The following is a 26,199-nucleotide window of genomic DNA, read 5'->3' as shown; positions in this document are numbered from 1 at the left end:
TTCCCCAGCACGCCGAGGGGCGAGCCGCCCGAGACCGTGACGGTGAGTAAGGTCCTCCCGGTACATCCGGGTCGGGGGCTTGGTTGTTCGTGGGTTCGGAGGACAGTGACGATGGCGAGGCAGGCGACGGGAGCAGCTCCCGACGCGCACGACGGCTGGATCGTCGTGGAGACACTCGCCGAACCGCCCGACGGCGATGCCGGTCCCGTGGGGACCGTCGTCGCCAAGGACGGTCGGGCGAAGGACTGGACGGCGCTCTCCCGCGCCGTCGGCAGCAAGCGCATCGCGGACGCGGCGCGGGCGATGACCGCGTTCGTCGCGGCGAGCGGCGAGGACGCGGCCGAGACCGTGCCGGGACTGAACGGTCCGCTGCGGGCCGTCGCGGTACCGGGTCCCCGGAAGGCCGTCCACGGCGTGATGCTGTACGCCGGTGACGATTCCGACGCACCGCCACCCCTCGTCGTCGGCTACGACTGGTCCTCGTCACGTCGACAGTTCGCGTTCACGCCCGGCATCGCCGGCGTCACGGGCCGGGAGCCGGCATCGAAGCTCGCCGCACCGGCATTCGAGCTGTTCGACCACGCGGACGACGCCGACAGCGCGATGTATCTCCTCGTCGCTCTGCTCGACGCGGAACCCGGAACCCGCTGGGACGGCACCGTGGCGCTGCGTACCCCGCGCGGTGCCCGGCCCCTGCGCAATGCGGTGCGGACGGTGCTCGACACCTCGTCCGCCGACGACGCCAGCCGGTACGTCGACACCGTGTCGCACGCGTTGGCGATCTCGCTCCGCGCGGACGAACTCGTGGTGGCCGGACCGTCGGTCGAGGCGTTCGCGCTGCGGTCGCTGACGCGCAACTCCCCCACCGCGATCGCACTCATCGACACCGAGCGCGTGCGCGTCGTCCGGTGGCTGACGGATCCGGTGGAGAACATCCTGTGGAAGGGGCAGGTCGATCAGCGCGACACCCCGCACCCCTCGGACATCGCCCGCATCGTGTCGGCCTATCGCCGGATGCACGAGTGGGCGGACCATCGCACCGAGATCCCCGGCGTGCGACTGCGCCGTGTCGACGGCGGGTGGACCGTCGTCGACCTGCGGGCGACACGTGTTCCGGGACAACGCTTCCTGATGGTGGAATTCCAACCGGTCGGATTCTCCGACGAGGACGATCCCGTCCCGCCCACCGACACCGGATACCCGGGTCGTGGGCCGCGCAGGCGGTCCAGCTGAGCCTCTTCTGGGGCTCGAGCGTGTCAGATTCGCGGCATACCGCACCGGGCGGCGAGGCAGCGCTCGAGATCCTCGGTGACCGCCCAGGCCGTGTCGAGGTCACCGCCGAGCAGCAGTGACCGCTGGCGCAGTGTGAGCGCGCGGATGGCGCGGTCGAGTTCGACGTCCGTCATGGCCGCGACGGCGTCGTCGATCGTGGAACTGGTGATGTCGTCCATCGTTCATCCCCGGGGTGCGACAGGTGAACCGATCGAAGAACCGGTTCCGCATTCGTGTGCCACGTTCACGGCCGACGGCGACAAGCCTGTGAGAAACCCCCGAGGTCGAGGGCGCATCCGGAGTGTACGCCGGGAGCGGTGGGCCTCACAACACGACCGCGCGGGGCCGCATCGGCATGCGTAGGCAATGATCCACACATGGCGACAGCATCCCAGTGGCTCGAAGGCGCACGGCCGCGCACACTTCCGAACGCGATCGCACCGGTCGTGGCCGCGGCGGGTGCGGCAACGGCGGCCGGCGACGTGACGTGGTGGAAGGCCCCGGTGGCACTGCTCGTGTCGGTCGCCCTCATCGTCGGCGTGAACTTCTCCAACGACTACTCCGACGGCATCCGCGGAACCGACGACGACCGAGTCGGACCGATCCGCCTCGTCGGCTCCCGGCTGGCGACGCCGTCGGCCGTCCGCGGCGCGGCCGTGGCGTGCTTCGCACTCGCTGCCGTCGCGGGGCTCGTCCTCGCCCTGACGACGGCCTGGTGGCTGGTTCTCGTCGGTGTCGTGTGCATCGCGGGAGCCTGGTACTACACGGGCGGATCGAAGCCCTACGGCTACAGCGGCCTCGGAGAGATCGCCGTCTTCGTCTTCTTCGGCCTCGTCGCCGTGCTCGGCACCCAGTTCGTGCTCACCGATCGCGTCGACCTCGTGGGACTCGCGTGCGCCGTCGCGATGGGCTGCTTCTCGAGCGCCGTCCTGGTGGCCAACAACATCCGCGACATTCCCACCGACACCGAGGCGGGCAAGCTCACCCTCGCGGTCCGGCTGGGCGACGCCCGGAGCCGCGGTCTGCACGCCGCGCTGCTCGGCGTGCCGTTCCTCGTCAGCCTGCTGCTGCTCCTGCACTCGCCGTGGGCCGTACTGGGCGTCGTCGCCTTCCCGTTGGCCTGGCGTGCCAACGCCCCCGTCCGCACCCGGCAGCAGGGCCTCGCGCTCATTCCGGCGCTGCGCGACTCGGGTCTCGCGATGCTCGTCTGGGCGGTGGCGACCACCGTCGGCCTGCTGCTCGGATAGTCGCGGCGCGACGGGTAATTCCGTTGCCGACGGTCATGATCTCCCTCTACGGTCGTCCCATGGACCCCGTGACCGAACCCGAGATCCGGGCATCGTTCGTCAACTGCTCGAAGGGCGAGGCGAAGCGCATCCCCGTCCCCACCGATCTGGACCGTCGCCCGTGGGACGACCTGGACTTCCTCGGCTGGAGCGACCCCGCGTATCCGGGCCGCAGCTTCCTCGTCGTGCCGACCGCGGATCGGCTCGTCGGAGTCGCCCTGCGTTCGGAGAGCAGTTCGCGCCGGTCTCAGATGTGCAGCATCTGCACCACCGGGCATCAGAACGGCGGTGTCACGCTGATGGTGGCCCGCAAGACCGGTGAGTCCGGCCGCCGCGGCAACACCGTCGGCACCTACCTGTGCTCGGATCTGGCCTGCTCCCTGTACGCGCGGCGGATCAAGACCCCGACGCTGGGACGGCAGTACCGCGACGACACCCCGGTCGAGGAGCGCGTCGGCAAGCTTCGCGAGACCATCACGGCATTCGTGGCGCGGCTGGACTGACCGCGGTCGGCGGCAGCCTCAGCGGCGCGCCGATCGCCGGTCCGGCACCAGTCCACCGAGAACCCAGTTGACGATGGACACGATCACCGCGCCCCAGAAGGCGGACCCGAAACCGTCGACGGTGAGCCCGTACCCGGTGCTCTCGGTGACGGCGGCGGTGAGCAGCAGCATCAACGCGTTGATCACCAACAGGAACAGCCCGAGGGTCAGCACGATGAGGGGCAGCGACAACAACTGCACGATCGGCTTGACCAAGGCGTTGATCACGGTGAACACGGCGGCGATCCCGATCAGCACCACCAGGTCCCAGCCCTGCCCGCGCCCCGAACTCGCGATCGAGATGCCGTCCACCCAGGACGCCGCCAGCCAGATCGCGAACGCCGTGACGATCAATCTGAGCACCAGAATCATGCGCCCCATGATGGCACGGGTCGCCGCGACGGTGGTGTGTCGCGAGCCGCGCCTCCGGTGGTGTTGCATGAAGGTGTGAGTACCGCGAACCTGACCCGCGCCGAGACCGCCGACCGCGCCCGGGTGGTGTCCGACGTGCGATACGACGTGGCGCTGGACCTGACCGAGGCACGGACCCGAGCCGAGTTCGGCACCGTCACCACCGTGAGCTTCGCGGCCACCGCGTCGTCGACGTGGATGGACTTCCTCGGTGCCGGCGTGGACCGCGTGATCGTCAACGACCACGAACAGGAGGTGCAGTACGACGGTGCGCGGGTGCTGCTGCGTGATCTCGGGAGCCGCAACACCGTGCGCATCCACGCCCGCGGCTGGTACAGCCGCACCGGTGAGGGCCTGCACCGATTCGTCGATCCGGCGGACGGCGAGACCTACCTCTACACGCAGTACGAGCCCGCCGACGCGCGGCGCGTCTTCGTGAACTTCGAGCAGCCGGACCTCAAGGGACCGTTCGTCTTCCGGGTGAGCGCACCGGACGAGTGGACGGTGCTGTCGAACGAGCGGGTGGAGAAGACCACCACCGACGACGCAGGGTCGTCCACCCGTGTCTTCGCCGCCACGCAGCCGATCTCCACGTACATCACGGCCGTCGTCGCGGGCCCGTACCACCGCGCCACGTCGGAGTACCGCCGCGGCGACCTCACCATCGAACTCGGCGCGTGGTGCCGTGCGTCGCTCGGCGAGTACCTCGACCACGACGACATCTTCGACGTCACGCGCGCCGGGCTCGACTTCTTCCACGACGCGTTCGAGTTCCCCTACCCCTTCGGGAAGTACGACCAGGTGTTCGTGCCCGAGTACAACCTCGGCGCCATGGAGAACCCCGGCTGCGTCACGTTCACGGAGTCGTACGTCTTCCGCAGCGCGGCCACCCGAGCGCAGTACGCACGGCGCGCGAACACGATCCTGCACGAGATGGCGCACATGTGGTTCGGCGATCTGGTGACCATGCAGTGGTGGGACGACCTGTGGCTCAAGGAGTCCCTCGCCGACTACCTGGGCGCGTACGCCTCGGTCGCGGCCACCCGGTTCACCGACGCGTGGGTGTCGTTCGCCCTGCGCCGCAAGGCCTGGGCCTATTCGCAGGACCAGCTCCCGACCACCCACCCCGTCGTCGCCGACATCGTCGACCTCGAGGCGGCCAAGCTCAACTTCGACGGCATCACCTACGCCAAGGGCGCCAGCGTGATCAAACAACTCGGGGCCTTCGTCGGTGACGAGGCCTTCTTCGAGGGCGCCCGCGCGTACTTCCGGGCTCGGGCCTTCGGGACGGCCACCCTGCGCGACCTGCTCGACGCCCTGGCCGCACCGGCCGGCCGGTCGCTCGACGACTGGTCGGCCGCCTGGCTCGAGACCACCGGCGTGTCGACCGTGCTGTACGACCGCACCAGAGGTGTTCTCACGCAGACGGATCCGCGTCCTCAGCGGTTGGACATCGCGTGCCTGTCGCCGGACGAGAACGGCCACCTCGTCGATGCGGAACCGATCTCGGTGCACACCACCGACGCGGAGACCCCGCTCGCACTGCCCGACGCCGCGGTGATCCTGCCGAACGACGGCGATCTCACGTACGCGAAGGTGCGCCTGGACGCGCGGTCGATGGAGGCGACGATGCAGTCGCTGGACCGCATCCCTGACGACCTGCGCCGCGCGCTGGTGTGGTCCTCCTGGTGGAACGCGACGCGTGATGCCGAACTGCCTGCGCAGACGTACGTCGATCTCGCCGTCCGCTTCGCACCCACCGAGTCGCATCCGGCCGTGCTCGGATCGATTCTCGCGGACACCGCGGTCGCGGTGGAGCACTACGCCGCGGACCGGGACGGTGTCCGGCAGCGGTGGACCGCGACGGCGGCCGAGCAGCTCGCCGGGGCGCCGGCCGGGTCGGACGCGCAGCTCGAGTGGTTCCGGGCGTTCTCCGCCGCGGCGTCACACGACCCGTCGCACGCCGGAAGGGTGCGCGCGTTGCTCTCCGGCGAGGACTCCGTCGACGGTCTCGACCTGGACGCCGAGCAGCGCTGGGGCCTGTGGTTCGCCCTGTCGGCGACCGGTCACACCGACGAGGCCGAGCTGGCGACGGTGCTCGAGTCCGACCGCACGGGGGCCGGTGAGGTGCAGTACGCCGCCGCGGTGGCGGCGCAGCCCGTCGCGTCGGTGAAGGAGGCGACCTGGGCCGCCCTGACCGGTTCGGACGCCCTGAGCAACGAGCGGGTGGGGGCGCTGATCCGCGGCTTCACCGCCGGACCGTCACGCACGCTGATCGAGCGCTTCGACGAGCAGTACTACGCCCTGCTGGAGACCTTCTGGCGGGAGCGGAGCATCGAGATCGCTCGACGACTCGTCATCGGGCTCTTCCCGTCGGCCGCCCACAGCGAGGACGCCGATCGCTGGCTCTCGGGTCACCCGGACGTACCCGCGGCTCTGCGACGGTGCGTGATAGAGCAGCGCGACCACCTGGCCCGCGCACTCGCCGCACGGTCACTCTCCGCGCAGGCGTGAGTGCAGATCCTCGCGGTCGCGGCGACGCTTCTCGTCGACGGCGGCGATGTCCTCGTTGACGCGTCGGCGCAGTCCCTTGAAGAGCACGAGCGACAGGGGGAACGCGACGACCAGGGCGAACACCATGGCGATCAGCAGCGGCACGGTCACCCCGACCAGCGCGGCACCGAAGTAGATGACGGCCGCGACCACAGCGATGAGACCGAGCCGGGCGGCGGTGTAGAGGCCGAGATCGCGGACCAGTCGGCCCTTCGCCGACCCGCTCGGGGTGCTGCCGGTGGGGATGGGATCGGTCATGGACACAGATTACCGGAGCCGTTCGACGTATCCGATTTGTCCATTACCTCCCCTTTACCAACATTAGAAGAGTCGAGTACCCGGGGGTCTCGGTGCCACCATGGGCAACGGATGCGGACATACAGCCGCATTCGACCGAGATGAAGACTGTGTCCCTGGAGGATCGCGATGAGTGCACCGGCTTACACCCCCACGCAGGAGAACCTGCTCACCCCCGGCCAGGTGGCCGCACTCTTCCATGTCGATCCGAAGACCGTCACGCGCTGGGCCCACGCCGGCCGGCTCGGATCGCTCCGCACTCCCGGCGGCCACCGTCGCTTCCGCGAGTCCGAGGTCATGCAGCTCCTGACCTCGCTCACCACCGAGGCGCACCGCTGATCACGCGTCACCCCTAGAGCGCCACCCACTCGTCACCGAGTCGACCATCGGTCGCCACTCGCGGTGTTCGTGCCGGACACCAGTGCGTGCGAGCAGATTCTCAGGATCTTGCGAGCTCGACTCGAGTGCCCCGGCGCTCCGCCACGACTACGCTCGGTAGTGGAGGTGCGTGATGATCTATGTTCTGGCTCTGATCGGGCTCGTGGTCGTGATCGTGCTCCTCTGGAAGTCTTTCGGCCCCGAGACCGGGGCACCCAGAGGACGCGTCACCGGACCGGACGACGACCCGGAGTTCCTGTGGAAGATCAGGAACAACCCTGCACGTGATCGTGGCAACGGTCCCGAGCGTCCCGATGCGGGAACGCCCGGTTCCGTCGACTGAGTCCCGTCACGCGGTGCGGTGCGGTGCAGCGGACGACCGTCACCGCGTGACGTGGGGCGGGAACTCGGCGGTCATCGCTGCTGCCGTCTCGAGAAGCGCCGTGCGCGTCGCCGGCGCGAGAGCGTCGAGGTCGACCTCCGCCCCCTGAGCGAGATGGTCGTCGTACGGGATCACCCGCACGGCGCGACATCGCTGACCGAAGTGGTCGACGATCTTCGAGACGTCGATGACCTTCGACCCGGGCCGCACCATGTTGACCACTGTCAACGACTGCTCCACCAGATGCCGGTAGCCGTGCGCGTCGAGCCAGTCCATCGTCGCCGATGCACTCCGCGCACCGTCCACCGATCCGCTGCTCACGATCACCAGCCCGTCGGCGCTGCGCAGGATCGCCCGCATCGCCGAGTGCAGAAGTCCCGTTCCGCAGTCGGTCAGCACGATGTTGTAGAACCGCTCCAGCACGGCCACCGTGGTCTCGTAGTCGTACGCGTCGAACGCCTCCGACATGGCCGGATCGGACTCCGACGCCAGCACTTCGAGCCGGTGGTGATTCTGGGACGTGAAGTCGCGGACCGCGCTGTACTTGTCGATGTCGCGGGCATCCTTCAGCAGGTCGCGCACCGTCTTCTCGGTCTCCAGCGGAACCCGGGAGCTCAGCGTTCCGCGGTCGGGGTTCGCGTCCACGGCGATCACACGGTCGCCCCGGACCGACGAGAACGTCGATCCCAGCGCCGCCGCCACCGTGGTCTTCCCGACGCCTCCCTTGAGGCTCAGGATCGCGATGCGATGACACCCGTGCAACGGGTTGCCGACCTGACGGATCAACGCGAGCCGCCGCTGCTCCTTGGCGCTGTTGCCCACGTTCACCCGGCCACCGGTGACGTCGAAGAGCGTGCGGCGCCAGCCGCCTGTCGGTGGGGGCGGCGAGGTCCGCAGCAGCCGTGACGTCGAGAGGTCGTGCGCCGTGGGCGGTTGCATCGGCGAGGCAGGCACCTGCTGGATCGCCGGATCCGTCGGCGTCGACGCGGACGGGATCCGCCCGTCGTCCTGCGGGCCGGGCGACCACCCGTCCCAACGATCGTCCGTCACCGATTCCCCCCGGCGGTCATGTCGAGCCGACGGTCAGTTCAGACCCGCGTACGAGTGCAGACCGGAGACGACCATGTTGATGATGAAGAGATTGAACAGCATGGCGACGAAGCCCGCGACGTTGATCCACGCCGCGCGGGTGTTCCGCCAGCCCGACGTCGCCCGTGCGTGCAGGTACGCCGCGTAGACGACCCACGCGATGAAGGACACCGTCTCCTTGGGATCCCAGCCCCAGAAGCGTCCCCACGCGGCCTCGGCCCAGATCGCACCGAGGATGACGCCGGCGCCGAACAGCGGGAAGCCGATGATCGTGGTCTTGTAGGCCAGGCGGTCGAGCGTGCGGGCGTCCGGAAGACGCTGGGCGAACCGGGCGAGTGCACCCGTGTTCGCGCCGTCCTCCGCGGCGGGGAAGCGCATCCGCAGCAGGAACAGCAGCGACGCGACGCCGGCCACCAGGAAGATTCCGCTGCCGATGCTGACGATGGTCACGTGGATCGGCAACCAGTACGAGCGCAGGGCCGGGACCACGGGGGCCGCGTCGGCGTAGAGGACCGTCGCCGCGAGGAACATCAGGATCATGACCGGGACGACCACGAAGATCAGCGTCGGGCGCATCTTCCGCAGCGCGATGATCGAGGTCGCCGTCGCGGCGGCCGTGGCCATCGTCACGAACTCGTACATGTTGCCGAGCGGGAACCGGTCGGTGGCGAATCCGCGCAGCACGATCGACGTGACCGTGAGCAGCAGACCGAGCACCACCAGCGCGTAGCCCATGCCGCCGTAGCGCTCGGACGCGGGACGCCGGGGCGCCTCCTCGATCCGACCGGGACCGGTGGGCCGCACGGGCGCCTTGCCCGCCGCGACGAGCTGCCGCTCGGACTTCTGCTCCGCAGCCGTGACGGTCTGCGTGGCGTACTGGGCGATGAGGAACACCGCCGCGAGCAGGTAGACACCGAACGCCGACCGGAAGGACCAGTCGCTGAACTGCGCGAGTGTGGCGTCGATCGGCATGGTCACTCCCTGTTGTTCGAGGTCGGTACGTCATCGGCGTCGGGTCGGTCGAGCACCCTCGCGGTGAGGCGGTCGAACTCGTCACCCCAGCCGGCCTGATCGGTCCGGGCGAGTCCGCCCACTTCTACTACGGTACGTCGTCGGTCGTCGTCCGTGCTCACGCGGACCCAGATGCGACGGCGCTTGATCACCAGGGACACCAGCAGACCGGCCATCATCGACAGCGCGAACACCAGCACCCACGTCTGCGCGGGGTCGTGCGAGACCTGCAGGTTGACGAATTCCTCGGCACCGTCGAATCGCACCTGCGTGCCGTCGGACAGCGTGGTCGACTCCCCCGGTGTCAGGTTGACGCGATCCTGCTTCACCAGCCGGCCCTGCTCCACCAGCACCTGGCTCAGCGAGAACAGCGACTGTGGATTACCGGTGTCGAGGCCGGTGTCGCCCTTGTAGATGTCGACGGCCACCGCCGGATCGTTCGGGGCGGGGAAGCTCGACGACAACAGCGAGCCGTGGAAGAACGCGGTGGGCGCGAACAGCCCTTCGATGGCGATCTGGTTCTGGCGGCGGACATCGGGATCCGGGTACAGACCGCCGGGCGGATCGAAGCGGTGCACTCCGCTGGAGAGGAACGTGGTGCCGTCCGTGGGCTCCCACTGGACCGTCTCGGTACGGGTCTCTCCGTTGGGGAACGTCACCGTGAACGTCGGCGCGTATCCGTGTCCCTGCAGGTAGACGCGGTCACCGGCGACCCGCAGCGGATGGTTGACCTGCAGGGTGTCCGGGCGCCAGGTGTTCGTGACCAGGTCGTCGCCGGCCTGGTACTCGATGTCGGACGTGAACTGCTCGGCCTGCCCGTTCTCGAGGTAGTCGGCCGTGAAGTTCTTCACCCGCACGCAGAGCGGGGTCATGCCCGTGCCGTCCTCGCTGTTGCCGGCCCGGAACGAGTCGAACTGGGCGGGCGAGGTGGTGCAGATGCCCGGGCCGTCGTTCGCGATGACGACGACGTTGCCCTCGTAGCTGAAGAGCTTCCCGACGGCGATGGCCACGAGCAGACCGACGAGCGACAGGTGGAACACCAGGTTGCCTGCCTCGCGCAGGTACCCCTTCTCCGCGGACAGCGTCAGGGCGCCGCTCTCCTCGGTGCGCCGCATCTTCCGCCAGCCGCGCATCCGGCCGTCGATCTCGTCGAGGAGAACGTCGGGTGCCGTGTCGACCTCGGTGCGCAGGTGGTGGGGCAGCCGCCCCAGGTTGCGCGGGGTGGCGACCGGCGAGGTGCGCAACGCGCGGGCGTGGTCGACGCACCGCGGCAGGATGCAGCCGACCAGCGAGACGAACAGCAGGACGTAGATCGCCGTGAACCAGAAGCTGCCGAAGACGTCGAACAACTCCAGCCGGTCCATGACGGGCCCCAGGGACGGGCGGTCCGCGATGTACTGGTCCACCTTCCCCGAGTTGAGGCTGCGCTGCGGCAGCAGCGCACCCGGGATCGCGGCCAGGGCGAGGAGGAACAGGAGCACGAGTGCCGTGCGCATCGAGGTCAGGCCGCGCCAGGTGTTCCGGACTGCGGCGACGACGCGCCCCGCCGGAGACTGCCGCGGCGGGCGCGCCTCGGCGTCCGGGCGGGCCGACAGGTCAGTGCTCATATCTCTTTCTCGTCCACTAGATCGGCAGGGTCACGCTGGTCACCGCTCCGTCGCGGATCCAGCTGACGAACAGGTCCCAGGCGCCGGTCACCAGTGCGATGCCGACAGCCACCAGCATCAGACCGCCGAACACCTGGATGGCACGGGCGTTGCGGCGCAGCCATCCGACGCCGCGCAACGCGCTGACGGAGCCGAACGCCAGAACGACGAAGGGCAGTCCCAGTCCCAGGCAGTAGGCGACGATCAGCACCACACCGCGCGCCGCGGTGGTGCCCTCGGTGCCGGCCGTCAGCGAGATGACGCCCGCCAGCGTGGGTCCGAGACACGGGGTCCATCCGAGCGCGAACACGCCACCGAGCAGCGGTGCCCCGAGGATGCTGCCGACGCGGCGCGGTTCGAAGCGCGTGTCGCGCTGCAGGGCGGGGATCAGACCGAGGAAGACGAGACCCATCGCGATGGTGACGACGCCGCCCACACGCTGCAGGATCTCGCGGTTCACCGACAGCACCGAGATGGCGCCGAAGACCGAGGCCGTGGCCAGGACGAACACCACGGTGAATCCGAGAACGAAGAGGGCCGCGGCACCGGCGACGCGGCTGCGACCCCGCACCAGAGTCTTGGTGGCCGCCTCGTCGGCGGTGACGGACGGGGAGTCCGCTCCGACGACTCCGGCCAGGTAGGACAGGTAACCCGGAACCAGGGGGACGACGCAGGGCGACGCGAAGGACACCAGACCGGCGAGCAGGCAGGCACCGAGAGCCAGGAACAGCGGCCCCGACGCGGCAGCCGACTGGAACGCCTCACCCATCGGACACGTCGGGTGGCTCGGCTGCGATGCGCTCGACCACGGGCTGCAGGTCGCTCGCGAGAAGCTCCGTCAGGAACACCGCGGCGACGCGGTGCTCACGGTCGAGCACGATCGTGGTCGGGATGACGGTGGTCGGGTAGTTCGATCCGAGAGCGAGGAGGGTGCGCAGCGGCGGGTCGTAGATGGACGGGTACGTCACGTTGTTGTCGATGACGAAGTCCTGCGCCTTGTCCTGCTGGTTGTCGCGCACGTTGATGCCCAGGAACTGCACACCCTGGTCCTTCGTCGCCTCGAAGACCTGCTCGAGATCGTCGGCCTCACCGCGGCAGGGGCCACACCACTGACCCCAGATGTTGAGGACGACGACCTGGCCCTCGTAGTCGGACAGCGACGTCGTCGTGCCCTCGGTCATGAGGTCGGGTCCGGAGAGGTTCCCCACGGTGCCGCGGTCGGCGGGCGGGTCGTAGAAGATCGACGTCTTGCCGCCGGGTGAGACGAACTCGAAGGTCCCACCCTGTGCCACGGCGTCGGTACCCGTGGCGCACCCGGTGAGAACGGTGGCGGCCACGAGCAGCGGCGCGAGCAGGCGGGCGGGTCTCATGCGCCGGTCTGGAGGGGGTCCGACGCCCCTGCGGGCTCGGAGTAGACGATGTCGACGAGGGTGTCGCCCTCGTAGATCAGCGAGGTGAGCGACGCGAGGCCGCACTGGCGGTTGCGGGGGTCGTGCCACAACCGGTCGCCCTGCAGGAAGCGGCGCAGGGTCCACACGGGCAGCTGATGACTCACGCACACGGCCTCGTGGCCCACGGCCGCGACGCGAGCCGCGTTGACGGCGGCCAACATCCGGTGGGCGATCTGCAGGTAGGGCTCGCCCCACGAGGGGGTGAACGGGTCACGCAGCTTGAGCCAGTGGCGGGGCCGGCGCAGCGCACCGTCTCCGACGGCGACCTTCAGACCCTCGAAGTCGTTCCCGGCCTCGATGAGGTTCTCGTCCGTCTCGATGGTGAGCCCGAACGCCGACGCGATGGGCGCCGCCGTCTCCTGGGCGCGCTGCAACGGGGAGGCGACGACGTGCGTGACGTCGTGCCCGGCGAGCACGTTCGCCACCGTGCGCGCCTGGGCCTGACCGTTCACCGACAACCGGAAGTTCGGGAGGCGCCCGTAGAGGATGCCCTTGGGGTTGTGCACCTCGCCGTGCCGCATCACGTGCACGATCGTGCGGGTGTCGGCGTGCGGGTGCCCGGAAGTGTCGATACCGGACGCGTCGCTGTTTGTCGGGTCGGTCGGGGACGACGCGGTCATGACGGTGCTTTCTGCTCGGCAGCGGCTGCTGCGGCGGCGGCGTGGGGAGCGGCCGCCTCGATGATCTCGAACGCGCGGTCGTCGAGCGCCGCGGAGACGAACCAGGCCTCGAACGCGCTCGGCGGCGGGTACACGCCGCGGCTCAGGAGCGCGTGGAAGAACGCGGGGAAGCGCCAGGTGGCGGCCGCCTTGGCGCCCGCGTAGTCGATCACCGGTTCCTCGGAGAAGAAGACGCTGACCATGTTGGCGGCGTACTGCACGCGGTGCGGGACGCCCGCCGCGGTGAGCGCGTCACCGAGGATGCCGCCCAGACGGGTGGAGTTCGCGTCGAGTGCCGCGTAGACGTCGGCGTCCGCCGCGCGCAGCGTCGCCAGACCGGCGGCGACCGCGACGGGGTTACCCGACAGGGTGCCGGCCTGGTAGACGGGGCCCGCGGGGGCGAGGTAGCTCATGATGTCGGACCGGCCACCGAACGCGGCCGCGGGCAGGCCGCCGCTCATGACCTTGCCGAAGGTGTAGAGGTCACCGGCGATGCCGTCGACGCCGTACCACCCCGACGCGCTGACGCGGAAGCCTGTCATGACCTCGTCCATGATCAGCAGTGCGTCGTGCGCACGGGTCAGACGCTGCAGACCCTCGTTGAAGCCGGGCTGCGGCGCCACCGCACCCATGTTGCCCGCCGCGGCCTCGGTGATGACGCACGCGATCTGACCCGGGTGGTCGGCGAACGCCTTCGCGACCGCATCGAGGTCGTTGTAGGGAACGACGATCGTGTCGGCCGCCTGCGCACCCGTCACGCCGGGCGACGTCGGCAGCCCGAGGGTGGCGACGCCCGAGCCGGCGTCCGCGAGCAGGGCGTCGACATGGCCGTGGTAGCAGCCGGAGAACTTGACGATCTTGCTGCGACCGGTGAACCCGCGGGCCAGACGCACCGCACTCATGGTCGCCTCTGTGCCCGAATTCACCAGGCGCACCTCGTCGACGGGATCGACGCGGCGCACGATCTCCTCCGCCAACTCGATCTCGCCGAGCGTGGGAGCGCCGAAGGACAGTCCCGTGGAGGCCGCCTTCTGCACCGCCTCGACCACGGCCGGGTGGGCATGACCGAGAATCATCGGTCCCCACGAGGAGATGAGGTCGACGTAGTTGTTGCCGTCGGCGTCGCGCAGGGTGTATCCGCTGGCCTCGGCCATGAACCGCGGGGTTCCGCCCACGGAGTGGAAGGCCCGCACGGGCGAGTTCACGCCACCGGGGATGACGGCGGACGCGCGTGCGAAGAGTTCTGCGGATCGGGCGGTGGGGACGCCGGTGTCGGTTCCGCTCGAATGAGTCACGCCCTCCAGTCTTTCACAGGACGCGGAGTGCTCTTTCTGATAAGGAGCAGTCTCACACCGGCTGTCTCACGCCTCGATCAGGAGCTGCATCCAGGTCAGGTCGAGCCACCGCCCGAACTTGACGCCGACCTGCGGCATGACACCCACCACCGTGAAGCCGAACTTCGCGTGCAGGGCGATCGAGGTGGTGTTCGAGGACTCGATTCCCGCGACGATCGCGTGGACGTCCCCACGGCGGGCGCGCTCGATCAGTTCCGCCATCAACGCGGTCGCGACGCCGCGCCGATGGAAGCCGTCGGCGACGTACACGGAGTTCTCGACGGTGTGCCGGTAGCCGGACTTCGGACGGAACGGCCCGTAGGACGCGTAGCCCGCGACCCGCCCGTCGATCTCGGCGGTGAGGATCGGCAGGCCGGCGCCGGTGCGCTGGTCGAACCAGGCCTGCCGGTCCGCGAGTCCCACCTGCTCCTCGTCCCAGATCGCGGTCGTGTCCGCGATGGCGGCGTTGTGCACGGTGAGGATCTCGGGCAGGTCGGCGGGCACGGCGTCGCGAATCAGCACAGCGACACGGTAGTCGGCTGCAGGCAGGCACGATCGACGAGAATCGACTTGGTCGAAAGTGTTAAATCTGTGTTACACCGGGCATATCCTTCTGCCATGACGGCACCACACGAGCCCGACCGGCACCCGGGATCCCGACTGGCCTGGCCGGAGGGGTTCCGCGAGCACCTCGTCGAGCAGTGCGACGGCTTCAGCTCGATCATGTCGCGCGCCATCGCGGACAACGGCGCCTCGCTCTTCCGCGACGGCCCCTACGCCCCGTCGACCCCGCAGGCTGCGTCGATGGACGCCACGAGTGTGATGTTTCGCAAGATTCGCGCGGTGTGGCGTGAATTTCTGTGGCCGCGCTGACAAGTCCCTCCCGGGCACCTCGAGTTTTGGTTACCGTCGAGTATGACCACTACCGAGACCGGCACCACTGACACCGGCACGTCCTCCGACAACGCTGCTCAGCTGGCGAATCACCTGCGCAGGACTCTCGACGGACGGTGGCGCGACGTACGGAACCAGACGCGCGAGCAGCTCGCGCGTCACGAGTTCGCACCGCACTACACACCCAACACCGCCATCGCGCGGACCAAGGCTTTCGAGCAGCTGCGTGTGCTCGCCGCGGCCGGCGCGGCAGAGTCCGGTTTCGCCAAAGAGGTCGGCGGCACGGGCGACATCGGCGCCGCCGTCACGATGATCGAGATGCTCGCCATGTCGGATCTGTCGCTCATGGTGAAAGCCGGCGTGCAGTGGGGCCTCTTCGGTGGCGCGATCGAGAACCTCGGCACCGAGAAGCACCACAAGGAGTTCATCAAGCCCCTGATCGATCTCGAGACGCTCGGCTGTTTCGCGATGTCGGAGACCGGCCACGGCAGCGACGTGCAGTCGATCGGCACCACCGCGACGTACGACCGCGAGACGCAGGAATTCGTGATCCACACGCCGGACAAGTCCTCGCGCAAGGACTACATCGGCGGCGCCGCCGAGTCGGCGAAGTACGCCGCCGTGTTCGCGCAGCTGATCACCGCCGGACCGGGTGAGGAGCCCGAGAGCAAGGGCGTGCACTGCTTCGTCGTCCAGATCCGCGACGAGAACTTCGGCAGCGACCTCCCCGGCGTCACCACGTTCGACATCGGCTACAAGGGCGGCCTGCCCGGCGTGGACAACGGCCGCATCATGTTCGACCACGTCCGCATCCCGCGCGAGAACATGCTCAACAAGATCGCGGACGTCGCGGCCGACGGCAGCTACTCCTCGGACATCGACAACCCGAACCGGCGCTTCTTCACCATGCTGGGCACCCTCATCCGCGGCCGCATCACCGTGGGCGGTTCGGCGGGCGCCGCGGCGCGCGTCGCGCTGACCATCGCGACGAAGTACGCGCTGCAGCGCAAGCAGTTCAGCGCGCCCGGGACCGACGACGAGGTCACGATCATGGACTACCTCGTCCACCAGCGTCGACTGTTCCCGCTCATCGCCAAGTCGTACGCGCTGCAGTTCGCGCAGAACGAGCTCGTCTCGAAGATGCACGACATCCAGAGCGCCGAGGATCCCGACGCCACCGAGCAGCGGGAACTCGAGTCGCGGGCGGCCGGCCTGAAGGCAGCGAACACCTGGCACGCGACGAAGGCGATCCAGGAGTCCCGCGAGGCCTGCGGCGGCGCGGGCTACCTCGCGGAGAACCGACTCATCGCGCTCAAGGCGGACTCGGACGTCTTCACCACCTTCGAGGGCGACAACGTGGTGCTCACGCAGCTCGTCGCGAAGGAGCTGCTCACCGCGTACGCCCACGAGGTCCGCTCGTTCGGTGCGGCCGACTGGGTGAAGTTCGCCGCCGGCACGGTCGGCGACGTGGTGAAGAAGCGCACGGCGGCGGCGCCCATCATCCAGACCCTCGTCGACTCGCGTCAGGACAACGAGGAGGAGGGCAGCCTCTTCAACCGCGGCACCCAGATCTCGATGTTCGAGGAGCGCGAGGAGTACCTCATCTCCACGGCGGCGAAGCGTCTGAACGGGTTGTCCAAGAAGATGAGCCAGTTCGACGCGTTCAACGCGGTGCAGGACCACATCCTGCACGCGGCCACGGCGCACGTCGATCGCGTGGTGCTCGAGGCGTTCGTCGCCGGCATCGACAACTGCGAGGACGACGACGCCAAGGAACTGCTCGGCGAGGTGTGCGACCTCTACGCGCTCACCACGATCGACGCCGACAAGGCCTGGTTCATCGAGCACCGCTACATCTCCACGGAGCGGTCGAAGGCCGTCACGCGCGGGATCAACGAGCGCTGCCGCACGCTGCGCCCGCACGCCCACACGCTGATCGACGCGTTCGGCGTTCCCGAGGCGCTGCTCGGTGCGGCGATGCTCGCCGACGACGAGCCGGGTGAAGTGAAGGAATCCGTCACCGCCGACTAGGCCGGCGTCCTTTCGGCCCCCTCGCGAGTACGCCGATGATGTCGTGATTCAGTGCTCCACCCACGGCACTGTGGACGTACTCGCCGGGGGCGGGGGACGTACTCGCCGGGGGCGGGGCTCAGGAACGGACGAGGCGAGCGATCGCCTCGGACGCCTCCCTGACCTTCGCGTCCGCTTCGGGTCCGCCCTCGCGGGCCGCGTCCACGACGCAGCCCGCGAGGTGGGCGTCCAGCAACTTCAGCGACACGGACTGCAGCGCCTTGGTGACGGCCGAGACCTGCGTCAACACGTCGATGCAGTACCGGTCGTCGGCCACCATGCGAGAGATGCCGGCCACCTGTCCCTCGATGCGGCGCAGGCGCTTGAGGAGGTCGTCCTGATCGAAACTGCTCATGCGTCCAGAGTACCCCCAGGGGGTAACGGGTAGAGGTCAGCGCCGCCGTACGACGCGCATCACCAGGTACACCGCGACGGCCGCCGCGACCACGGAGAGAGCTGCCCAGGGCCCCGCGACACGGGTCGAGTCGTACGTGACCGAGAACCCCTCGAACGACGACGTGGTGGGGAACTGCTCGGTCACGGTGGTCGTGGTTCTCGACTGCACCCACAGCACCGCGGCCACGACGGCGAGGACGACCGCGACCACCACCGGAGCGAACCGGCGCATCACGCGTCGGGCTCCGCGTCGGTGGCGGGCGCCACGAGTGCGAGCAGTTCCTCGCGGAGCGTCTCGTCGTCCTTCGCCCACGCCTGGACCAGGCCGTTGCCCCGCAGCTTCAGGCCGACGCCGGTCCGCTTGCGCGGCACCCCGGACAGCTCCCCCAGCACTCGCGCGGCCTGCCACTTCTCCAGGGTGTTCCCGTTGGCGTCGTAGTCGGCCTCCGGGTACACCTCGAGGATGTCCGCGATGGCGACGTTCTCCGTGCCCTGGCTCAGCGTCGTCGGCGTCAGGATCACCGTGGCGTGCCGACGGGCGGCCACGATCTGCACGTAGGTGAAGGCCATGAGAACCAGCGCGATCACGACGAGCGCCACGTAGTGCACGACGGGTCCCGTGTAGATCTCGACGCCGAGAGCGATGAGACAGAAGATCGGCCCCCAGGCCAGGGCGCGCCACTTCGCGCCGTACTCGGCGAAGATCACCGGTTCCGTCTCGTCGCTCACGGGGCCTCCGGTGCCGCGAACCACGGCGCCGCGGACGGTCGGTACACGAGCACGCAGGCCACGAAGAAGAGGATCGCCCCGAGCGTCGCCAGCAGGGGCACGATGGCGAAGCCGACGGTCACCGAGCCCAGAAGCACCAGCCCGAAGACGATCGACAGGACCGTCAGTGCCCGGCGGAACCGCGGATCGCCGCGTCGACACGCGGGCCCCGCGAGGAATCCGATGGCCAGTCCGACGATGATCTCGAGGACACCGACCGTGCGCAGCACCGTGATGACGCTCTCCACAGCATCCGGCTCGCCCCCGGTCTCGGTCAGCTGGGTCCGCAGCGAGTCGGCCGGGAACGTCAGCGAGATGAGGCCGAGCAGCACGACGAGGACGGCCCCGAGAACCCACACGGCGAACGCGACGGTGACGATCCGGGGACGGCTGGGCGACGCGGGCTCGGGCTTCTCGACGTTCACTCGACCATCCTGCCAAGACGCCTCCACACGGTGGAGTCCAGGCGTCTCTCGATCAGGTGAGGACGGCCGGCAGAAGCACTGCGGCAGCCATGAGGATGCCCGTGATCAGCACGATGGCGAGCAACCACAACTCACGTCGGCCACTGCTGCACTCGACGGTCTGCATACGAGTGCGAGGCGCCGTGGAACCGGCGGAGGTGGAGGAGAAATCGGCGGGCAACACTGTCTCCGTACTGATCAGAATGCTTGTGACAGTGGTCACGATACACCGATCGATGTTTGACGCAAAAAGACAGCCTGACCAGCCAGGACGGGCGTCTCAGGCGCCCGAGAAGCCGCTGGCGACGACGAGGACGACCACCACCACGGCAGACGTCAGGAGCAGCAGGGCGAACACCTCGGCGAGAGGGTTGCGGCGGTCGTTGGCGTCGTGCCCGACCGTCTGTCGTGGGGTCATGAAGATCCTCCGATCAGGGTGTGTCCGATCGTCAGAACCATAACGCCACTTCTGTAACTCAGGTCACATCTGTCACGGCGTGTCGCAGGTCAGCGCGGTGATCTCCGGGAGAGGAAGTACTCCGACGACTCGCGTCGATGCATCAGATACACCGCACCCGCGGCCGCGACGGCCTGCAGGATCCCGAGCACCGCGGTGACCAGGGCGATCGCGCCTCCGGAACCGAGGCCGAACAGCGTGGGAATCGTGGTGACGACGATGACCACGCCGATCGCCGTGAGAACCGCGCGCGCCCAGAGCTTCCCGGCCCGCATCTTCCGCACCACCAGGAGGACGAGCCCAGCGATCAGCACCCCGACGATCAACGACAACACCATGGCCACGACGAGCACGGTGTCCGCGGTCTCGGGCGGCAGTGCCAACGACGGGTCCTGCGCCTCGAGGTCCGTCAGGAACGCGTCGAGAAAGGCGTCACGATCGGTGAACAGGGAGTAGAGCCCGATGAGCATCGAGAGCAGACCGATGCCGATCACGCCGAACCACAGGTGGCGCGCCGTCTCGATGTCGACCGGCGCCTCGCTGTTCTCCGGTGACCGCATCGGCTGCATCGCGCTCGGGGGTAGACCCTCGGGGTGCCAGTTGCCCTGCGGCTGCTGACCCCACTGCGGCTGCTGACCCCACTGCGGCTGCTGACCCCACTGCGGCTGACCCTGCGGATCGTGGGGGTCGTGGCGAGGGTCCTCCGGGTTGCCGCCCGGGCGCTGGTCGTTCACAGCCGCGTCGCGATCTCGGTGGCCCAGTAGGTGAGGACGATGTCGGCGCCGGCTCGGCGAATACTGGTGACGGACTCCATGATCGCCGCGTCGCGGTCGATCCACCCGTTCTGCGCGGCGGCGGTGATCATCGCGTACTCCCCAGAGATCTGATAGGCGGCGACGGGCACGGGCGACGCGTCGGCCACGTCGCGCAGGATGTCGAGGTAGCTCATCGCGGGCTTCACCATCACCATGTCGGCACCCTCGGCGATGTCGAGGTCGAGTTCGCGCATCGACTCGCGCCGATTGGCCGAATCCTGCTGATAGGTCCGGCGATCGCCGCGCAACGTCGACCCGACGGCCTCGCGGAACGGGCCGTAGAACGCGGAGGCGTACTTCGCCGTGTAGGCCAGCTGGCCCACGTCGGCGAATCCGGCGGTGTCGAGGCCCTCGCGGATCGCGCCGATCTGCCCGTCCATCATGCCGCTCGGGCCGAGCAGGTGAGCGCCCGATTCCGCCTGCGCCACAGCCATGTCCACGTAGCGCACCAGCGTCGCGTCGTTGTCGACGCTGCCGTCCGCGGCGAGGACGCCGCAGTGACCGTGGTCGGTGAACTCGTCGAGGCACGTGTCCGCCATCAGGACGGTGCTGTCGCCGAGGTCGTCTCGGAGCCGACGCAGACCTGTGTTCAGGATGCCGTCGGGATCCGAGGCCATCGATCCCTGTCCGTCCTTGTCCTCCGGACGCGGAACCCCGAAGAGCATCAGACCGCCGACTCCGGCCCGCACGGCCTCGTCGGCAGCGGCGGACAGCGAGTCCAGGGTGTGCTGGACGACGCCCGGCATGGAGCTGATCTCGCGCGGGGCATCGAGGCCGTCGGCCACGAACATCGGCAGCACCAGGTGCCGCGGTTCGAGCGACGTCTCCGCCACCAACCGGCGGATGGCTGGGGTACGACGCAGTCGCCGGGGACGGTCTACGGGGAACACGGAACCCTCACTTCGTTCGGCCGTGCGCCCTTTGCGTATCCCTGGATGCGCAAAGGGCGCACGGGCGGGTCAGCGCCTACGAGACTTCTTGCGCGGAGGCGGCAGTGCACCCTCGGCGCGCAGTCGTGCAGCGTGCTCGGCCAGTGCCTCGACCAGCGGTCCGACCTGAGCCGTCTCGGGCTGCACGTCGACACGCAGGCCGAACTCGACGGCCGTCTCGGCGGTCTTCGGTCCGATGCACGCCACGAGGGTGCGCGCGTGCGGCTTGCCGGCGATGCCGACGAGGTTGCGCACGGTGGAGCTCGACGTGAAGCACACGGCGTCGAAGCCGCCGGTCTTGATCATCTCGCGGGTCTCGGCGGCCGGCGGCGCAGCGCGCACCGTGCGGTACGCGGTGACGTCGTCGATCTCCCAGCCGCGCTCGCGGAGGCCCTCGGCGAGAGTCTCGGTCGCGATGTCGGCGCGCGGCAGCAGGACCCGGTTGACGGGGTCGAAGACCTCGTCGTACGGCGGGAAGTCCTCGAGCAGCCCGGTGGAACTCTGCTCGCCGGACGGGACGAGCTCGGGGTTGATGCCGAACGAGCGGACCTTCTCGGCCGTCGCTTCGCCGACGCAGGCGATCTTGACGCCGGAGAACGCGCGAGCATCGAGTCCGAACTCCTCGAACTTCTCCCACACCGCGCGCACCGCGTTGGTGGAGGTGAAGACGACCCACTGGTAGCGGCCGTCCACGAGGCCCTTGACCGAGCGCTCCATCTGAGCGGGGCTGCGCGGCGGCTCGACGGCGATGGTCGGCACCTCGATGGGGATGGCGCCGTGCGTCACCAGGCGCTCGCTCATCTCGCCGGCCTGGTCCTTGGTGCGGGGCACGAGGACGGTCCAGCCGTACAGCGCGCGGCTCTCCCACCAGGACATCCGGCTGCGCTGCGAGACGACCTTGCCGACCGTGACGATGAGTGATCCCACGAGCTCGGATCCCGCGTCGTTCAGCGTCGCGAGTGTCGCCTCGACGGTGCGCTGCTGACGCGTCGTACCGCGGACGGTGATGGCGACAGGCGTCTGCGGGGCCAGGCCGTGCTCGACGAGCGCGCTGGCGGTCTCGGCGAGGTGGCCGGACGTCGCGTGCAGCACGAGCGGTCCGGGTGCCGCGGCGAGCGACGCCCAGTCGACGTCGCCCCGGACGTCGGCCTCGGTGTGCTCGGAGCCCAGTGCCATGCCGGCGTAGCTCGGCACCGCGGACCCCGCGGGAAGGCCGGGAACGACCTCGAACTGCACCTGGGTCCGCGCCACGGCGGTGACCTCGGCGATGACGGAGTCGGTGGTCAGCGGATCACCCGAGACGAGCCGCACCACGTCGTGGCCGTTCTTCGCCTCGGCGACCAGCGTCTTGGCCACCTCGGCGGGCTCGCCGAGCGCCGGACGCACGTCCACGCCGTTCTCGCCCGTCTCGGCGTCGGCCGGGACTGCGGTGCCCACCAGGGCGATGACACCCTTGTCGACGTCGGGATCGGTGAAGGCCATCTCAGCGATCGCCAGCGCGTCCCTCGCCCGGACGGTGAGCAGGGCCGGGTCGCCCGGTCCGGAGCCCACGAACAGAATCCGTCCCGGGGTGTTCTTGCGGACTCGGCTCATGATTCGTTCTCCAGTGCAGTCTGTTCCGCGTACTTGTCGCGGAAGCGGATCTCGATCTCGGTGGCGGGACCCCGCTTGGGGATCAACCGCGATGTGGCGATGCGCTCGTACCGTCCCGGACGGGGTGTCACGCGTCGCCCGGGCAGGCCGCCACGTCTGTGTCGGCTCGCGGTCCCGACGACGCTCAGCGCCCTCTGCTCACGCATCGATCGACTCGCCTTTCTCGGTACCGCCCGGTCTCTGGGTCGAGGCGGCGGTGGACGAACTGGAGGGCTCGGTGACGGCGACCAGGTCTCGGGCGCCGAGATCGAGAAGTTCACGGGCGACGCGGCGGCCGATGCCGTCGGCGTCGTCGACGGGCCCCACTGCGGAGGCTCGGATCACGTCGGAGCCGTCCACCGCGGCGGCGCAGCCGCGCAAGGACAGTTCCTCGAAGACTCGGCCGTCCTCGTCGATGGACTCGACGACCTCGGCGATGGCCCCGACCGGAGCGGTGCAGCCGGCCTCGAGCTCGGCGAGCAGGGCCCGCTCCGCCGTCACCGAGGCGCGGGCCGCGGGATCGTCGAGGGTCGCGAGCACGGAGGCCAGATCGTGGTCGTCGGAGCGGCACTCCACTGCGAGTGCCCCCTGAGCGGGAGCCGGCAGGAACTGCACCGGCTCGAGAGCCTCGGTGACGACGTCCAGACGGTCGATCCGCGCCAGTCCGGCACGGGCCACGACGACGGCGTCGAGCTCACCGTTGGTGACCTTGCCGATGCGGGTGTCGAGGTTGCCACGCAGGGGCTGCACGTCCAGGCCGAGGCCGAGTGCGCGCAGCTGGGCGATACGCCGCGGTGCGGACGTGCCGACGGTGGAACCGGCGGGCAGTTCGCCGAGCACCAGTCCGTCGCGCGCCACCAGGGCGTCACGCGCGTCCTCGCGCTGCGGGATCGCGCCGATGGTGAAACGCTCGTCCTCCGCCGTCGGAAGATCCTTGTAGGAGTGCACGGCGACGTCGATGGTCTTGTCCGCCAATGCTTCCCGGAGGGCGGCGGTGAATACGCCCACGCCGATCTCCTGCACCGGTGCGGCCGACTTGTCGCCCGCGGTGGTCACGACGACCAGCTCGGTGCGGACACCGGCGGCCGTGATGGCAGCGCGGACGGTCTCGGCCTGCGTCGTGGCGAGCAGGCTGCCGCGGGTACCGATACGCACCACGCGATCACCCAGCGCAGCGGCGTTCGCGATCATTCCGTACTCCGCTCGTGGGAGAGGGTGAAGTCGTCCGCGAGGGCGGCGGTGGGATTGTCCGTGTCGACGGCGGTGGCGACCTCCATCGGCGACGCCACGGCCTGCACCGTGCTCGGCGAGAGCTCGAAGAGCTCCCGGAGCGCCTCGGCGTAGGAGTCGCCGCCCGGCGTGGTGGCCAGCTGCTTCACGCGCACGGTGGGCGCGTGCAGCAGCTTGTCGACGACGCGGCGCACGGTGCGGGCAACCTCGTCGCGCTGCGGGTCGGCCAGATCGGGCAGTCGCGAGTCGAGCCGCATGAGCTCCGACTCGACGACCTCGGCGGCCCGCTGACGCAGCGCCGTGACGGTCGGGGTGACCTCGGCGAGGCGCTGTCCGGACAGGTAGGAGGCGAGCTCGGCGGCCACGATGTCGCGGGCCGCACGCTCGTCGGACGCCGCGGCGCCGGCCGCGGGATCGTGCTGCAGCGACTCCATGTCCAGGACGGTCACGCCGGGCAGGCCGGCGACGGCGTGCTCGACGTCGCGAGGCAGGCCCAGATCGCAGATCACCAGCGGGCGAGCCTGCGTGTCGCGCTGGGCGAGCGCACGATGGGCGTCGGCAATGGTCACGACGGCACCCACCGCACCGGTACAGGTGACGAGAATGTCGGCGTCCGCCACCGTCGCGGAGAGCTGGTCGAGTGTGATCGCGAACGACGTCACGCCGCCCGCGGCCGCGGTCTCGGACAGGTGCTGCGCGCGGCTCTGGGTGCGGTTGGCGACCGCGATGCTGCCGATGCCGGTGCGCGTCAGATGAGCGACGGAGAGACCGCCCATCGCGCCGGCGCCGAGCACGACGGCCTTCTTGCCCGCGAGACCACCGAGCACGTCGGAGGCGCGATCGAGCGCGACGGAGACCACGGAGGCTCCCGCCTTGTCGATGCCCGTCTCGGAGTGGACCTTCTTGCCCACGCGCAGCGCCTGCTGCGCCAGCTCGTGGAGCGCGCGGCCCGATGCCTGCTGAGCGTCCGACGCCGCGTAGGCGGCACGGATCTGCCCGAGGATCTGCTGCTCACCGATCACCATCGAGTCGAGTCCGCCGGCGACGGCGAACAGGTGCTCGGCCGCGGCCTCGCTGTAGCGCACGTAGGCGTACTTCGTGAGCTCGGCGAGCTCAAGACCGGAGTGCTCGGACAACAGTGCACCGAGATCGGTCAGGGCGCCGTGGAAGGCGTCGACCACCGCGTACACCTCGACGCGGTTGCACGTCGAGACGATCATGACCTCGGAGACATGCGGCGACATCATGATCTCGTCGGTCAGTTTCGGGCGTTCCGTGTCGCTGACGGCGATACGTTCGAGCACCGAGACGGGAGCGCTTCGATGCGAAATCCCGAGGAGAAGGACACTCACGGTGCTATCACCGATCCGTTTCTACTAGCGGGGGTGACCGTCCGGGGATCACGACAGACCGGGCGGGCGGGACGGATGCGCGGTGCCTTGTGGGCGTTCGCGAACGAGAGGACCTGCAGCTCCACGGCGAGATCGACGCGGCGGAGATCGACGTGCGGGGGCGTCACCGGATCGGTGGACGCGAAACTGAGGATGCAGTCGATGTCGGCCTCGACGAGGGCGTCGACGGCGGACTGGGCGGCAGCGTCCGGCGTGGCGACGACGCCGACGGTGGCGCCGAGCTCGGCGGCGACCTCCACCAGCCGATCGACGTGCAGAACGGTGAGCTGCGAGTAGCCGTCGTCGGCGTTGCCGACGGTGATCTCACGGCCCACGACGGCCGGATCGCTGTCGAACAGGGCGACCATCGTGAAACCGCGACGACTGAACCCGTCGTACCCGACCAGTGCGGTGCCGAGGTTGCCGGTGCCCACCAGCACGACGCGGTGACCGCGATCCAGACCGAGCGCCAGCTCGATGCGCGCCCGCAGGCGAGCGACGTCGTATCCCACTCCGCGCACGCCCATCGGGCCGAGGAACGAGAGGTCCTTGCGCAGCGTGGCCGAACCGACCCCGGCGGCCGTCGCGAGGTCCTCGCTCGAGACGATCATCACTCGGGTGTCGGTCAGCGAACTCAGTACCCGGAGATACCCCGCGAATCGGGTGACCGTAGCCTGGGGCACAGCGCGAGAGACCGCACCACCGTCACGAGACACAGCACCACCGTCGCGGCCGGAGTCGGACACGGCGCCGGAGCGCGCGATACCGACGCCGGGCAGGCGGCGTTGTGAGGTCACGTCGAAGGCTCCTCGTCCGACGGCACGCCTGATGACAGGCATGCG

Annotated in this window: 32 protein-coding genes; 8 read left to right on the top strand and 24 right to left on the bottom strand. The window is 69.4% G+C overall.

Translation table 11 applies throughout. The features are described from left to right. The first annotated feature begins 111 nt into the window (after positions 1 to 111). Positions 112 to 1,233 (top strand): GAF domain-containing protein, encoded by a 1,122-nt coding sequence (locus QRN16_RS00995; RefSeq protein ID WP_285184336.1) that lies wholly within the window; start codon positions 112 to 114, stop codon positions 1,231 to 1,233. A gap of 23 nt (positions 1,234 to 1,256) precedes the next feature. On the opposite strand, the gene QRN16_RS00990 is transcribed toward QRN16_RS00995, so the two are convergent. Further along, entirely contained in the window at positions 1,257 to 1,451 is a 195-nt protein-coding gene (locus QRN16_RS00990; RefSeq protein WP_285184334.1) for a hypothetical protein, read from the bottom strand. Between the two features lie 198 nt (positions 1,452 to 1,649). Here QRN16_RS00990 and QRN16_RS00985 point away from each other — a divergent pair, with 198 nt between their 5' ends. After that, positions 1,650 to 2,519 carry a 1,4-dihydroxy-2-naphthoate polyprenyltransferase gene (locus QRN16_RS00985; RefSeq protein WP_285184333.1) on the top strand — a complete coding sequence of 290 codons (870 nt, stop codon included), beginning with the start codon at positions 1,650 to 1,652 and terminating at the stop codon, positions 2,517 to 2,519. Between the two features lie 59 nt (positions 2,520 to 2,578). Further along, complete coding sequence (locus QRN16_RS00980; RefSeq protein ID WP_027504530.1) at positions 2,579 to 3,061, top strand: FBP domain-containing protein; 483 nt, start codon at positions 2,579 to 2,581, stop codon at positions 3,059 to 3,061. 18 nt (positions 3,062 to 3,079) lie between these two features. Here the strand turns inward: QRN16_RS00980 and QRN16_RS00975 are convergent, their stop codons facing one another. After that, positions 3,080 to 3,472: a phage holin family protein gene (locus QRN16_RS00975; RefSeq protein ID WP_056442327.1), complete on the bottom strand. Its 393-nt coding sequence runs from the start codon at positions 3,470 to 3,472 to the stop codon at positions 3,080 to 3,082. A gap of 75 nt (positions 3,473 to 3,547) precedes the next feature. Here QRN16_RS00975 and pepN point away from each other — a divergent pair, with 75 nt between their 5' ends. Continuing rightward, positions 3,548 to 6,025, top strand: a complete 2,478-nt coding sequence (gene pepN / locus QRN16_RS00970) for an aminopeptidase N (protein ID WP_285184332.1) — start codon at positions 3,548 to 3,550, stop codon at positions 6,023 to 6,025. On the opposite strand, the gene QRN16_RS00965 is transcribed toward pepN, so the two are convergent. Then, positions 6,005 to 6,322, bottom strand: coding sequence for a DUF4229 domain-containing protein (locus tag QRN16_RS00965; RefSeq protein ID WP_027504527.1), 318 nt, complete (start codon positions 6,320 to 6,322; stop codon positions 6,005 to 6,007). The two genes, pepN and QRN16_RS00965, sit on opposite strands and share 21 nt — an antisense overlap. 168 nt (positions 6,323 to 6,490) lie before the next feature. On the opposite strand from QRN16_RS00965, the gene QRN16_RS00960 reads away from it, so the two are divergent. Next, complete coding sequence (locus tag QRN16_RS00960; RefSeq protein WP_042574081.1) at positions 6,491 to 6,700, top strand: BldC family transcriptional regulator; 210 nt, start codon at positions 6,491 to 6,493, stop codon at positions 6,698 to 6,700. A gap of 172 nt (positions 6,701 to 6,872) precedes the next feature. Further along, positions 6,873 to 7,082: a hypothetical protein gene (locus QRN16_RS00955; RefSeq protein WP_027504525.1), complete on the top strand. Its 210-nt coding sequence runs from the start codon at positions 6,873 to 6,875 to the stop codon at positions 7,080 to 7,082. Between the two features lie 39 nt (positions 7,083 to 7,121). Here QRN16_RS00955 and QRN16_RS00950 read toward each other — a convergent pair whose 3' ends face one another. The 8 genes from QRN16_RS00950 to QRN16_RS00915 all read right to left on the bottom strand — a co-directional run bounded on the left by QRN16_RS00950 (position 7,122) and on the right by QRN16_RS00915 (position 14,833). Then, on the bottom strand, positions 7,122 to 8,171 hold the full coding sequence (locus QRN16_RS00950; RefSeq protein WP_051613086.1) for a MinD/ParA family ATP-binding protein: 1,050 nt from the start codon (positions 8,169 to 8,171) through the stop codon (positions 7,122 to 7,124). A 33-nt stretch (positions 8,172 to 8,204) separates the two neighbouring features. Beyond that, the gene (gene ccsB, locus QRN16_RS00945; RefSeq protein WP_285184331.1) at positions 8,205 to 9,182 is read right to left on the bottom strand and encodes a c-type cytochrome biogenesis protein CcsB; all 978 of its coding nucleotides are present in this window, start codon (positions 9,180 to 9,182) and stop codon (positions 8,205 to 8,207) included. A gap of 2 nt (positions 9,183 to 9,184) precedes the next feature. Continuing rightward, positions 9,185 to 10,828, bottom strand: coding sequence for a cytochrome c biogenesis protein ResB (gene resB / locus QRN16_RS00940; protein WP_222631882.1), 1,644 nt, complete (start codon positions 10,826 to 10,828; stop codon positions 9,185 to 9,187). Positions 10,829 to 10,844: 16 nt separating this feature from the next. Further along, positions 10,845 to 11,636 (bottom strand): cytochrome c biogenesis CcdA family protein, encoded by a 792-nt coding sequence (locus tag QRN16_RS00935; RefSeq protein ID WP_027504522.1) that lies wholly within the window; start codon positions 11,634 to 11,636, stop codon positions 10,845 to 10,847. After that, the gene (locus tag QRN16_RS00930; protein WP_027504521.1) at positions 11,629 to 12,237 is read right to left on the bottom strand and encodes a TlpA disulfide reductase family protein; all 609 of its coding nucleotides are present in this window, start codon (positions 12,235 to 12,237) and stop codon (positions 11,629 to 11,631) included. The genes QRN16_RS00935 and QRN16_RS00930 overlap by 8 nt, the downstream gene beginning before the upstream one ends. After that, a complete protein-coding gene (locus QRN16_RS00925; RefSeq protein ID WP_051613157.1) occupies positions 12,234 to 12,839 on the bottom strand; it encodes a histidine phosphatase family protein in 606 nt (201 codons plus the stop codon). Before QRN16_RS00925 ends, QRN16_RS00930 begins: the two co-directional genes overlap by 4 nt. 95 nt (positions 12,840 to 12,934) lie before the next feature. Beyond that, positions 12,935 to 14,272, bottom strand: a complete 1,338-nt coding sequence (hemL, locus tag QRN16_RS00920) for a glutamate-1-semialdehyde 2,1-aminomutase (RefSeq protein WP_285184330.1) — start codon at positions 14,270 to 14,272, stop codon at positions 12,935 to 12,937. A gap of 66 nt (positions 14,273 to 14,338) precedes the next feature. Beyond that, positions 14,339 to 14,833 (bottom strand): GNAT family N-acetyltransferase, encoded by a 495-nt coding sequence (locus tag QRN16_RS00915; RefSeq protein ID WP_056441643.1) that lies wholly within the window; start codon positions 14,831 to 14,833, stop codon positions 14,339 to 14,341. Between the two features lie 96 nt (positions 14,834 to 14,929). Here QRN16_RS00915 and QRN16_RS00910 point away from each other — a divergent pair, with 96 nt between their 5' ends. Beyond that, positions 14,930 to 15,184, top strand: coding sequence for a hypothetical protein (locus QRN16_RS00910; RefSeq protein WP_056441640.1), 255 nt, complete (start codon positions 14,930 to 14,932; stop codon positions 15,182 to 15,184). A 42-nt stretch (positions 15,185 to 15,226) separates the two neighbouring features. Beyond that, complete coding sequence (locus tag QRN16_RS00905) at positions 15,227 to 17,236, top strand: acyl-CoA dehydrogenase family protein (RefSeq protein ID WP_082544307.1); 2,010 nt, start codon at positions 15,227 to 15,229, stop codon at positions 17,234 to 17,236. Positions 17,237 to 17,354: 118 nt separating this feature from the next. On the opposite strand, the gene QRN16_RS00900 is transcribed toward QRN16_RS00905, so the two are convergent. From QRN16_RS00900 to QRN16_RS00840, 13 genes are all read right to left on the bottom strand, one after another. Next, complete coding sequence (locus QRN16_RS00900) at positions 17,355 to 17,630, bottom strand: metal-sensitive transcriptional regulator (RefSeq protein ID WP_027504515.1); 276 nt, start codon at positions 17,628 to 17,630, stop codon at positions 17,355 to 17,357. Positions 17,631 to 17,666: 36 nt separating this feature from the next. Then, a complete protein-coding gene (locus QRN16_RS00895) occupies positions 17,667 to 17,906 on the bottom strand; it encodes a hypothetical protein (RefSeq protein WP_285184329.1) in 240 nt (79 codons plus the stop codon). After that, positions 17,903 to 18,400 (bottom strand): transport-regulating membrane protein Mce1N, encoded by a 498-nt coding sequence (mce1N, locus tag QRN16_RS00890; RefSeq protein WP_056442321.1) that lies wholly within the window; start codon positions 18,398 to 18,400, stop codon positions 17,903 to 17,905. Before mce1N ends, QRN16_RS00895 begins: the two co-directional genes overlap by 4 nt. Next, complete coding sequence (locus QRN16_RS00885) at positions 18,397 to 18,864, bottom strand: hypothetical protein (RefSeq protein ID WP_056441633.1); 468 nt, start codon at positions 18,862 to 18,864, stop codon at positions 18,397 to 18,399. Before QRN16_RS00885 ends, mce1N begins: the two co-directional genes overlap by 4 nt. Positions 18,865 to 18,916: 52 nt before the next feature. After that, positions 18,917 to 19,126 carry a hypothetical protein gene (locus QRN16_RS00880; RefSeq protein ID WP_027504511.1) on the bottom strand — a complete coding sequence of 70 codons (210 nt, stop codon included), beginning with the start codon at positions 19,124 to 19,126 and terminating at the stop codon, positions 18,917 to 18,919. 57 nt (positions 19,127 to 19,183) lie between these two features. Continuing rightward, positions 19,184 to 19,321: a hypothetical protein gene (locus QRN16_RS00875; RefSeq protein ID WP_155956937.1), complete on the bottom strand. Its 138-nt coding sequence runs from the start codon at positions 19,319 to 19,321 to the stop codon at positions 19,184 to 19,186. Between the two features lie 89 nt (positions 19,322 to 19,410). Next, positions 19,411 to 20,094, bottom strand: coding sequence for a DUF5336 domain-containing protein (locus tag QRN16_RS00870; protein WP_051613084.1), 684 nt, complete (start codon positions 20,092 to 20,094; stop codon positions 19,411 to 19,413). Continuing rightward, entirely contained in the window at positions 20,091 to 21,065 is a 975-nt protein-coding gene (gene hemB / locus QRN16_RS00865; protein ID WP_027504510.1) for a porphobilinogen synthase, read from the bottom strand. The genes QRN16_RS00870 and hemB overlap by 4 nt, the downstream gene beginning before the upstream one ends. Before the next feature lie 69 nt (positions 21,066 to 21,134). Next, complete coding sequence (locus QRN16_RS00860; RefSeq protein WP_027504509.1) at positions 21,135 to 22,697, bottom strand: bifunctional uroporphyrinogen-III C-methyltransferase/uroporphyrinogen-III synthase; 1,563 nt, start codon at positions 22,695 to 22,697, stop codon at positions 21,135 to 21,137. After that, a complete protein-coding gene (locus QRN16_RS00855; protein ID WP_155956936.1) occupies positions 22,694 to 22,903 on the bottom strand; it encodes a hypothetical protein in 210 nt (69 codons plus the stop codon). Before QRN16_RS00855 ends, QRN16_RS00860 begins: the two co-directional genes overlap by 4 nt. Next, positions 22,896 to 23,894: a hydroxymethylbilane synthase gene (gene hemC / locus QRN16_RS00850; RefSeq protein WP_156380477.1), complete on the bottom strand. Its 999-nt coding sequence runs from the start codon at positions 23,892 to 23,894 to the stop codon at positions 22,896 to 22,898. Before hemC ends, QRN16_RS00855 begins: the two co-directional genes overlap by 8 nt. Positions 23,895 to 23,923: 29 nt before the next feature. Further along, a complete protein-coding gene (locus QRN16_RS00845) occupies positions 23,924 to 25,318 on the bottom strand; it encodes a glutamyl-tRNA reductase (RefSeq protein WP_285184328.1) in 1,395 nt (464 codons plus the stop codon). Next, positions 25,315 to 26,196 (bottom strand): redox-sensing transcriptional repressor Rex, encoded by an 882-nt coding sequence (locus QRN16_RS00840; RefSeq protein ID WP_037184687.1) that lies wholly within the window; start codon positions 26,194 to 26,196, stop codon positions 25,315 to 25,317. Before QRN16_RS00840 ends, QRN16_RS00845 begins: the two co-directional genes overlap by 4 nt. Positions 26,197 to 26,199 lie beyond the last annotated feature (3 nt).

Origin of the sequence: Rhodococcus sp. MEB041 (genome assembly GCF_030208955.1) — a bacterium.
In the GTDB taxonomy this organism is placed as follows: domain Bacteria; phylum Actinomycetota; class Actinomycetes; order Mycobacteriales; family Mycobacteriaceae; genus Rhodococcoides.
Note: the sequence above shows the minus strand (reverse complement) of the source record. Positions and strands in the feature narration are given on the sequence as shown.

What these genes read in the sequence shown, in the direction of transcription:
- QRN16_RS00995 (WP_285184336.1), top strand. Translation starts at nt 112, where the DNA reads ATGGCGAGGCAGGCGACGGGAGCAGCTCCCGACGCGCACGACGGCTGG.
- QRN16_RS00990 (WP_285184334.1), bottom strand. Translation starts at nt 1,451, where the DNA reads ATGGACGACATCACCAGTTCCACGATCGACGACGCCGTCGCGGCCATG.
- QRN16_RS00985 (WP_285184333.1), top strand. Translation starts at nt 1,650, where the DNA reads ATGGCGACAGCATCCCAGTGGCTCGAAGGCGCACGGCCGCGCACACTT.
- QRN16_RS00980 (WP_027504530.1), top strand. Translation starts at nt 2,579, where the DNA reads ATGGACCCCGTGACCGAACCCGAGATCCGGGCATCGTTCGTCAACTGC.
- QRN16_RS00975 (WP_056442327.1), bottom strand. Translation starts at nt 3,472, where the DNA reads ATGATTCTGGTGCTCAGATTGATCGTCACGGCGTTCGCGATCTGGCTG.
- QRN16_RS00965 (WP_027504527.1), bottom strand. Translation starts at nt 6,322, where the DNA reads ATGACCGATCCCATCCCCACCGGCAGCACCCCGAGCGGGTCGGCGAAG.
- QRN16_RS00960 (WP_042574081.1), top strand. Translation starts at nt 6,491, where the DNA reads ATGAGTGCACCGGCTTACACCCCCACGCAGGAGAACCTGCTCACCCCC.
- QRN16_RS00955 (WP_027504525.1), top strand. Translation starts at nt 6,873, where the DNA reads ATGATCTATGTTCTGGCTCTGATCGGGCTCGTGGTCGTGATCGTGCTC.
- ccsB (WP_285184331.1), bottom strand. Translation starts at nt 9,182, where the DNA reads ATGCCGATCGACGCCACACTCGCGCAGTTCAGCGACTGGTCCTTCCGG.
- resB (WP_222631882.1), bottom strand. Translation starts at nt 10,828, where the DNA reads ATGAGCACTGACCTGTCGGCCCGCCCGGACGCCGAGGCGCGCCCGCCG.
- QRN16_RS00935 (WP_027504522.1), bottom strand. Translation starts at nt 11,636, where the DNA reads ATGGGTGAGGCGTTCCAGTCGGCTGCCGCGTCGGGGCCGCTGTTCCTG.
- QRN16_RS00930 (WP_027504521.1), bottom strand. Translation starts at nt 12,237, where the DNA reads ATGAGACCCGCCCGCCTGCTCGCGCCGCTGCTCGTGGCCGCCACCGTT.
- QRN16_RS00925 (WP_051613157.1), bottom strand. Translation starts at nt 12,839, where the DNA reads ATGCGGCACGGCGAGGTGCACAACCCCAAGGGCATCCTCTACGGGCGC.
- QRN16_RS00910 (WP_056441640.1), top strand. Translation starts at nt 14,930, where the DNA reads ATGACGGCACCACACGAGCCCGACCGGCACCCGGGATCCCGACTGGCC.
- QRN16_RS00905 (WP_082544307.1), top strand. Translation starts at nt 15,227, where the DNA reads ATGACCACTACCGAGACCGGCACCACTGACACCGGCACGTCCTCCGAC.
- QRN16_RS00900 (WP_027504515.1), bottom strand. Translation starts at nt 17,630, where the DNA reads ATGAGCAGTTTCGATCAGGACGACCTCCTCAAGCGCCTGCGCCGCATC.
- QRN16_RS00875 (WP_155956937.1), bottom strand. Translation starts at nt 19,321, where the DNA reads ATGACCCCACGACAGACGGTCGGGCACGACGCCAACGACCGCCGCAAC.
- QRN16_RS00860 (WP_027504509.1), bottom strand. Translation starts at nt 22,697, where the DNA reads ATGAGCCGAGTCCGCAAGAACACCCCGGGACGGATTCTGTTCGTGGGC.
- QRN16_RS00855 (WP_155956936.1), bottom strand. Translation starts at nt 22,903, where the DNA reads ATGCGTGAGCAGAGGGCGCTGAGCGTCGTCGGGACCGCGAGCCGACAC.
- QRN16_RS00840 (WP_037184687.1), bottom strand. Translation starts at nt 26,196, where the DNA reads ATGCCTGTCATCAGGCGTGCCGTCGGACGAGGAGCCTTCGACGTGACC.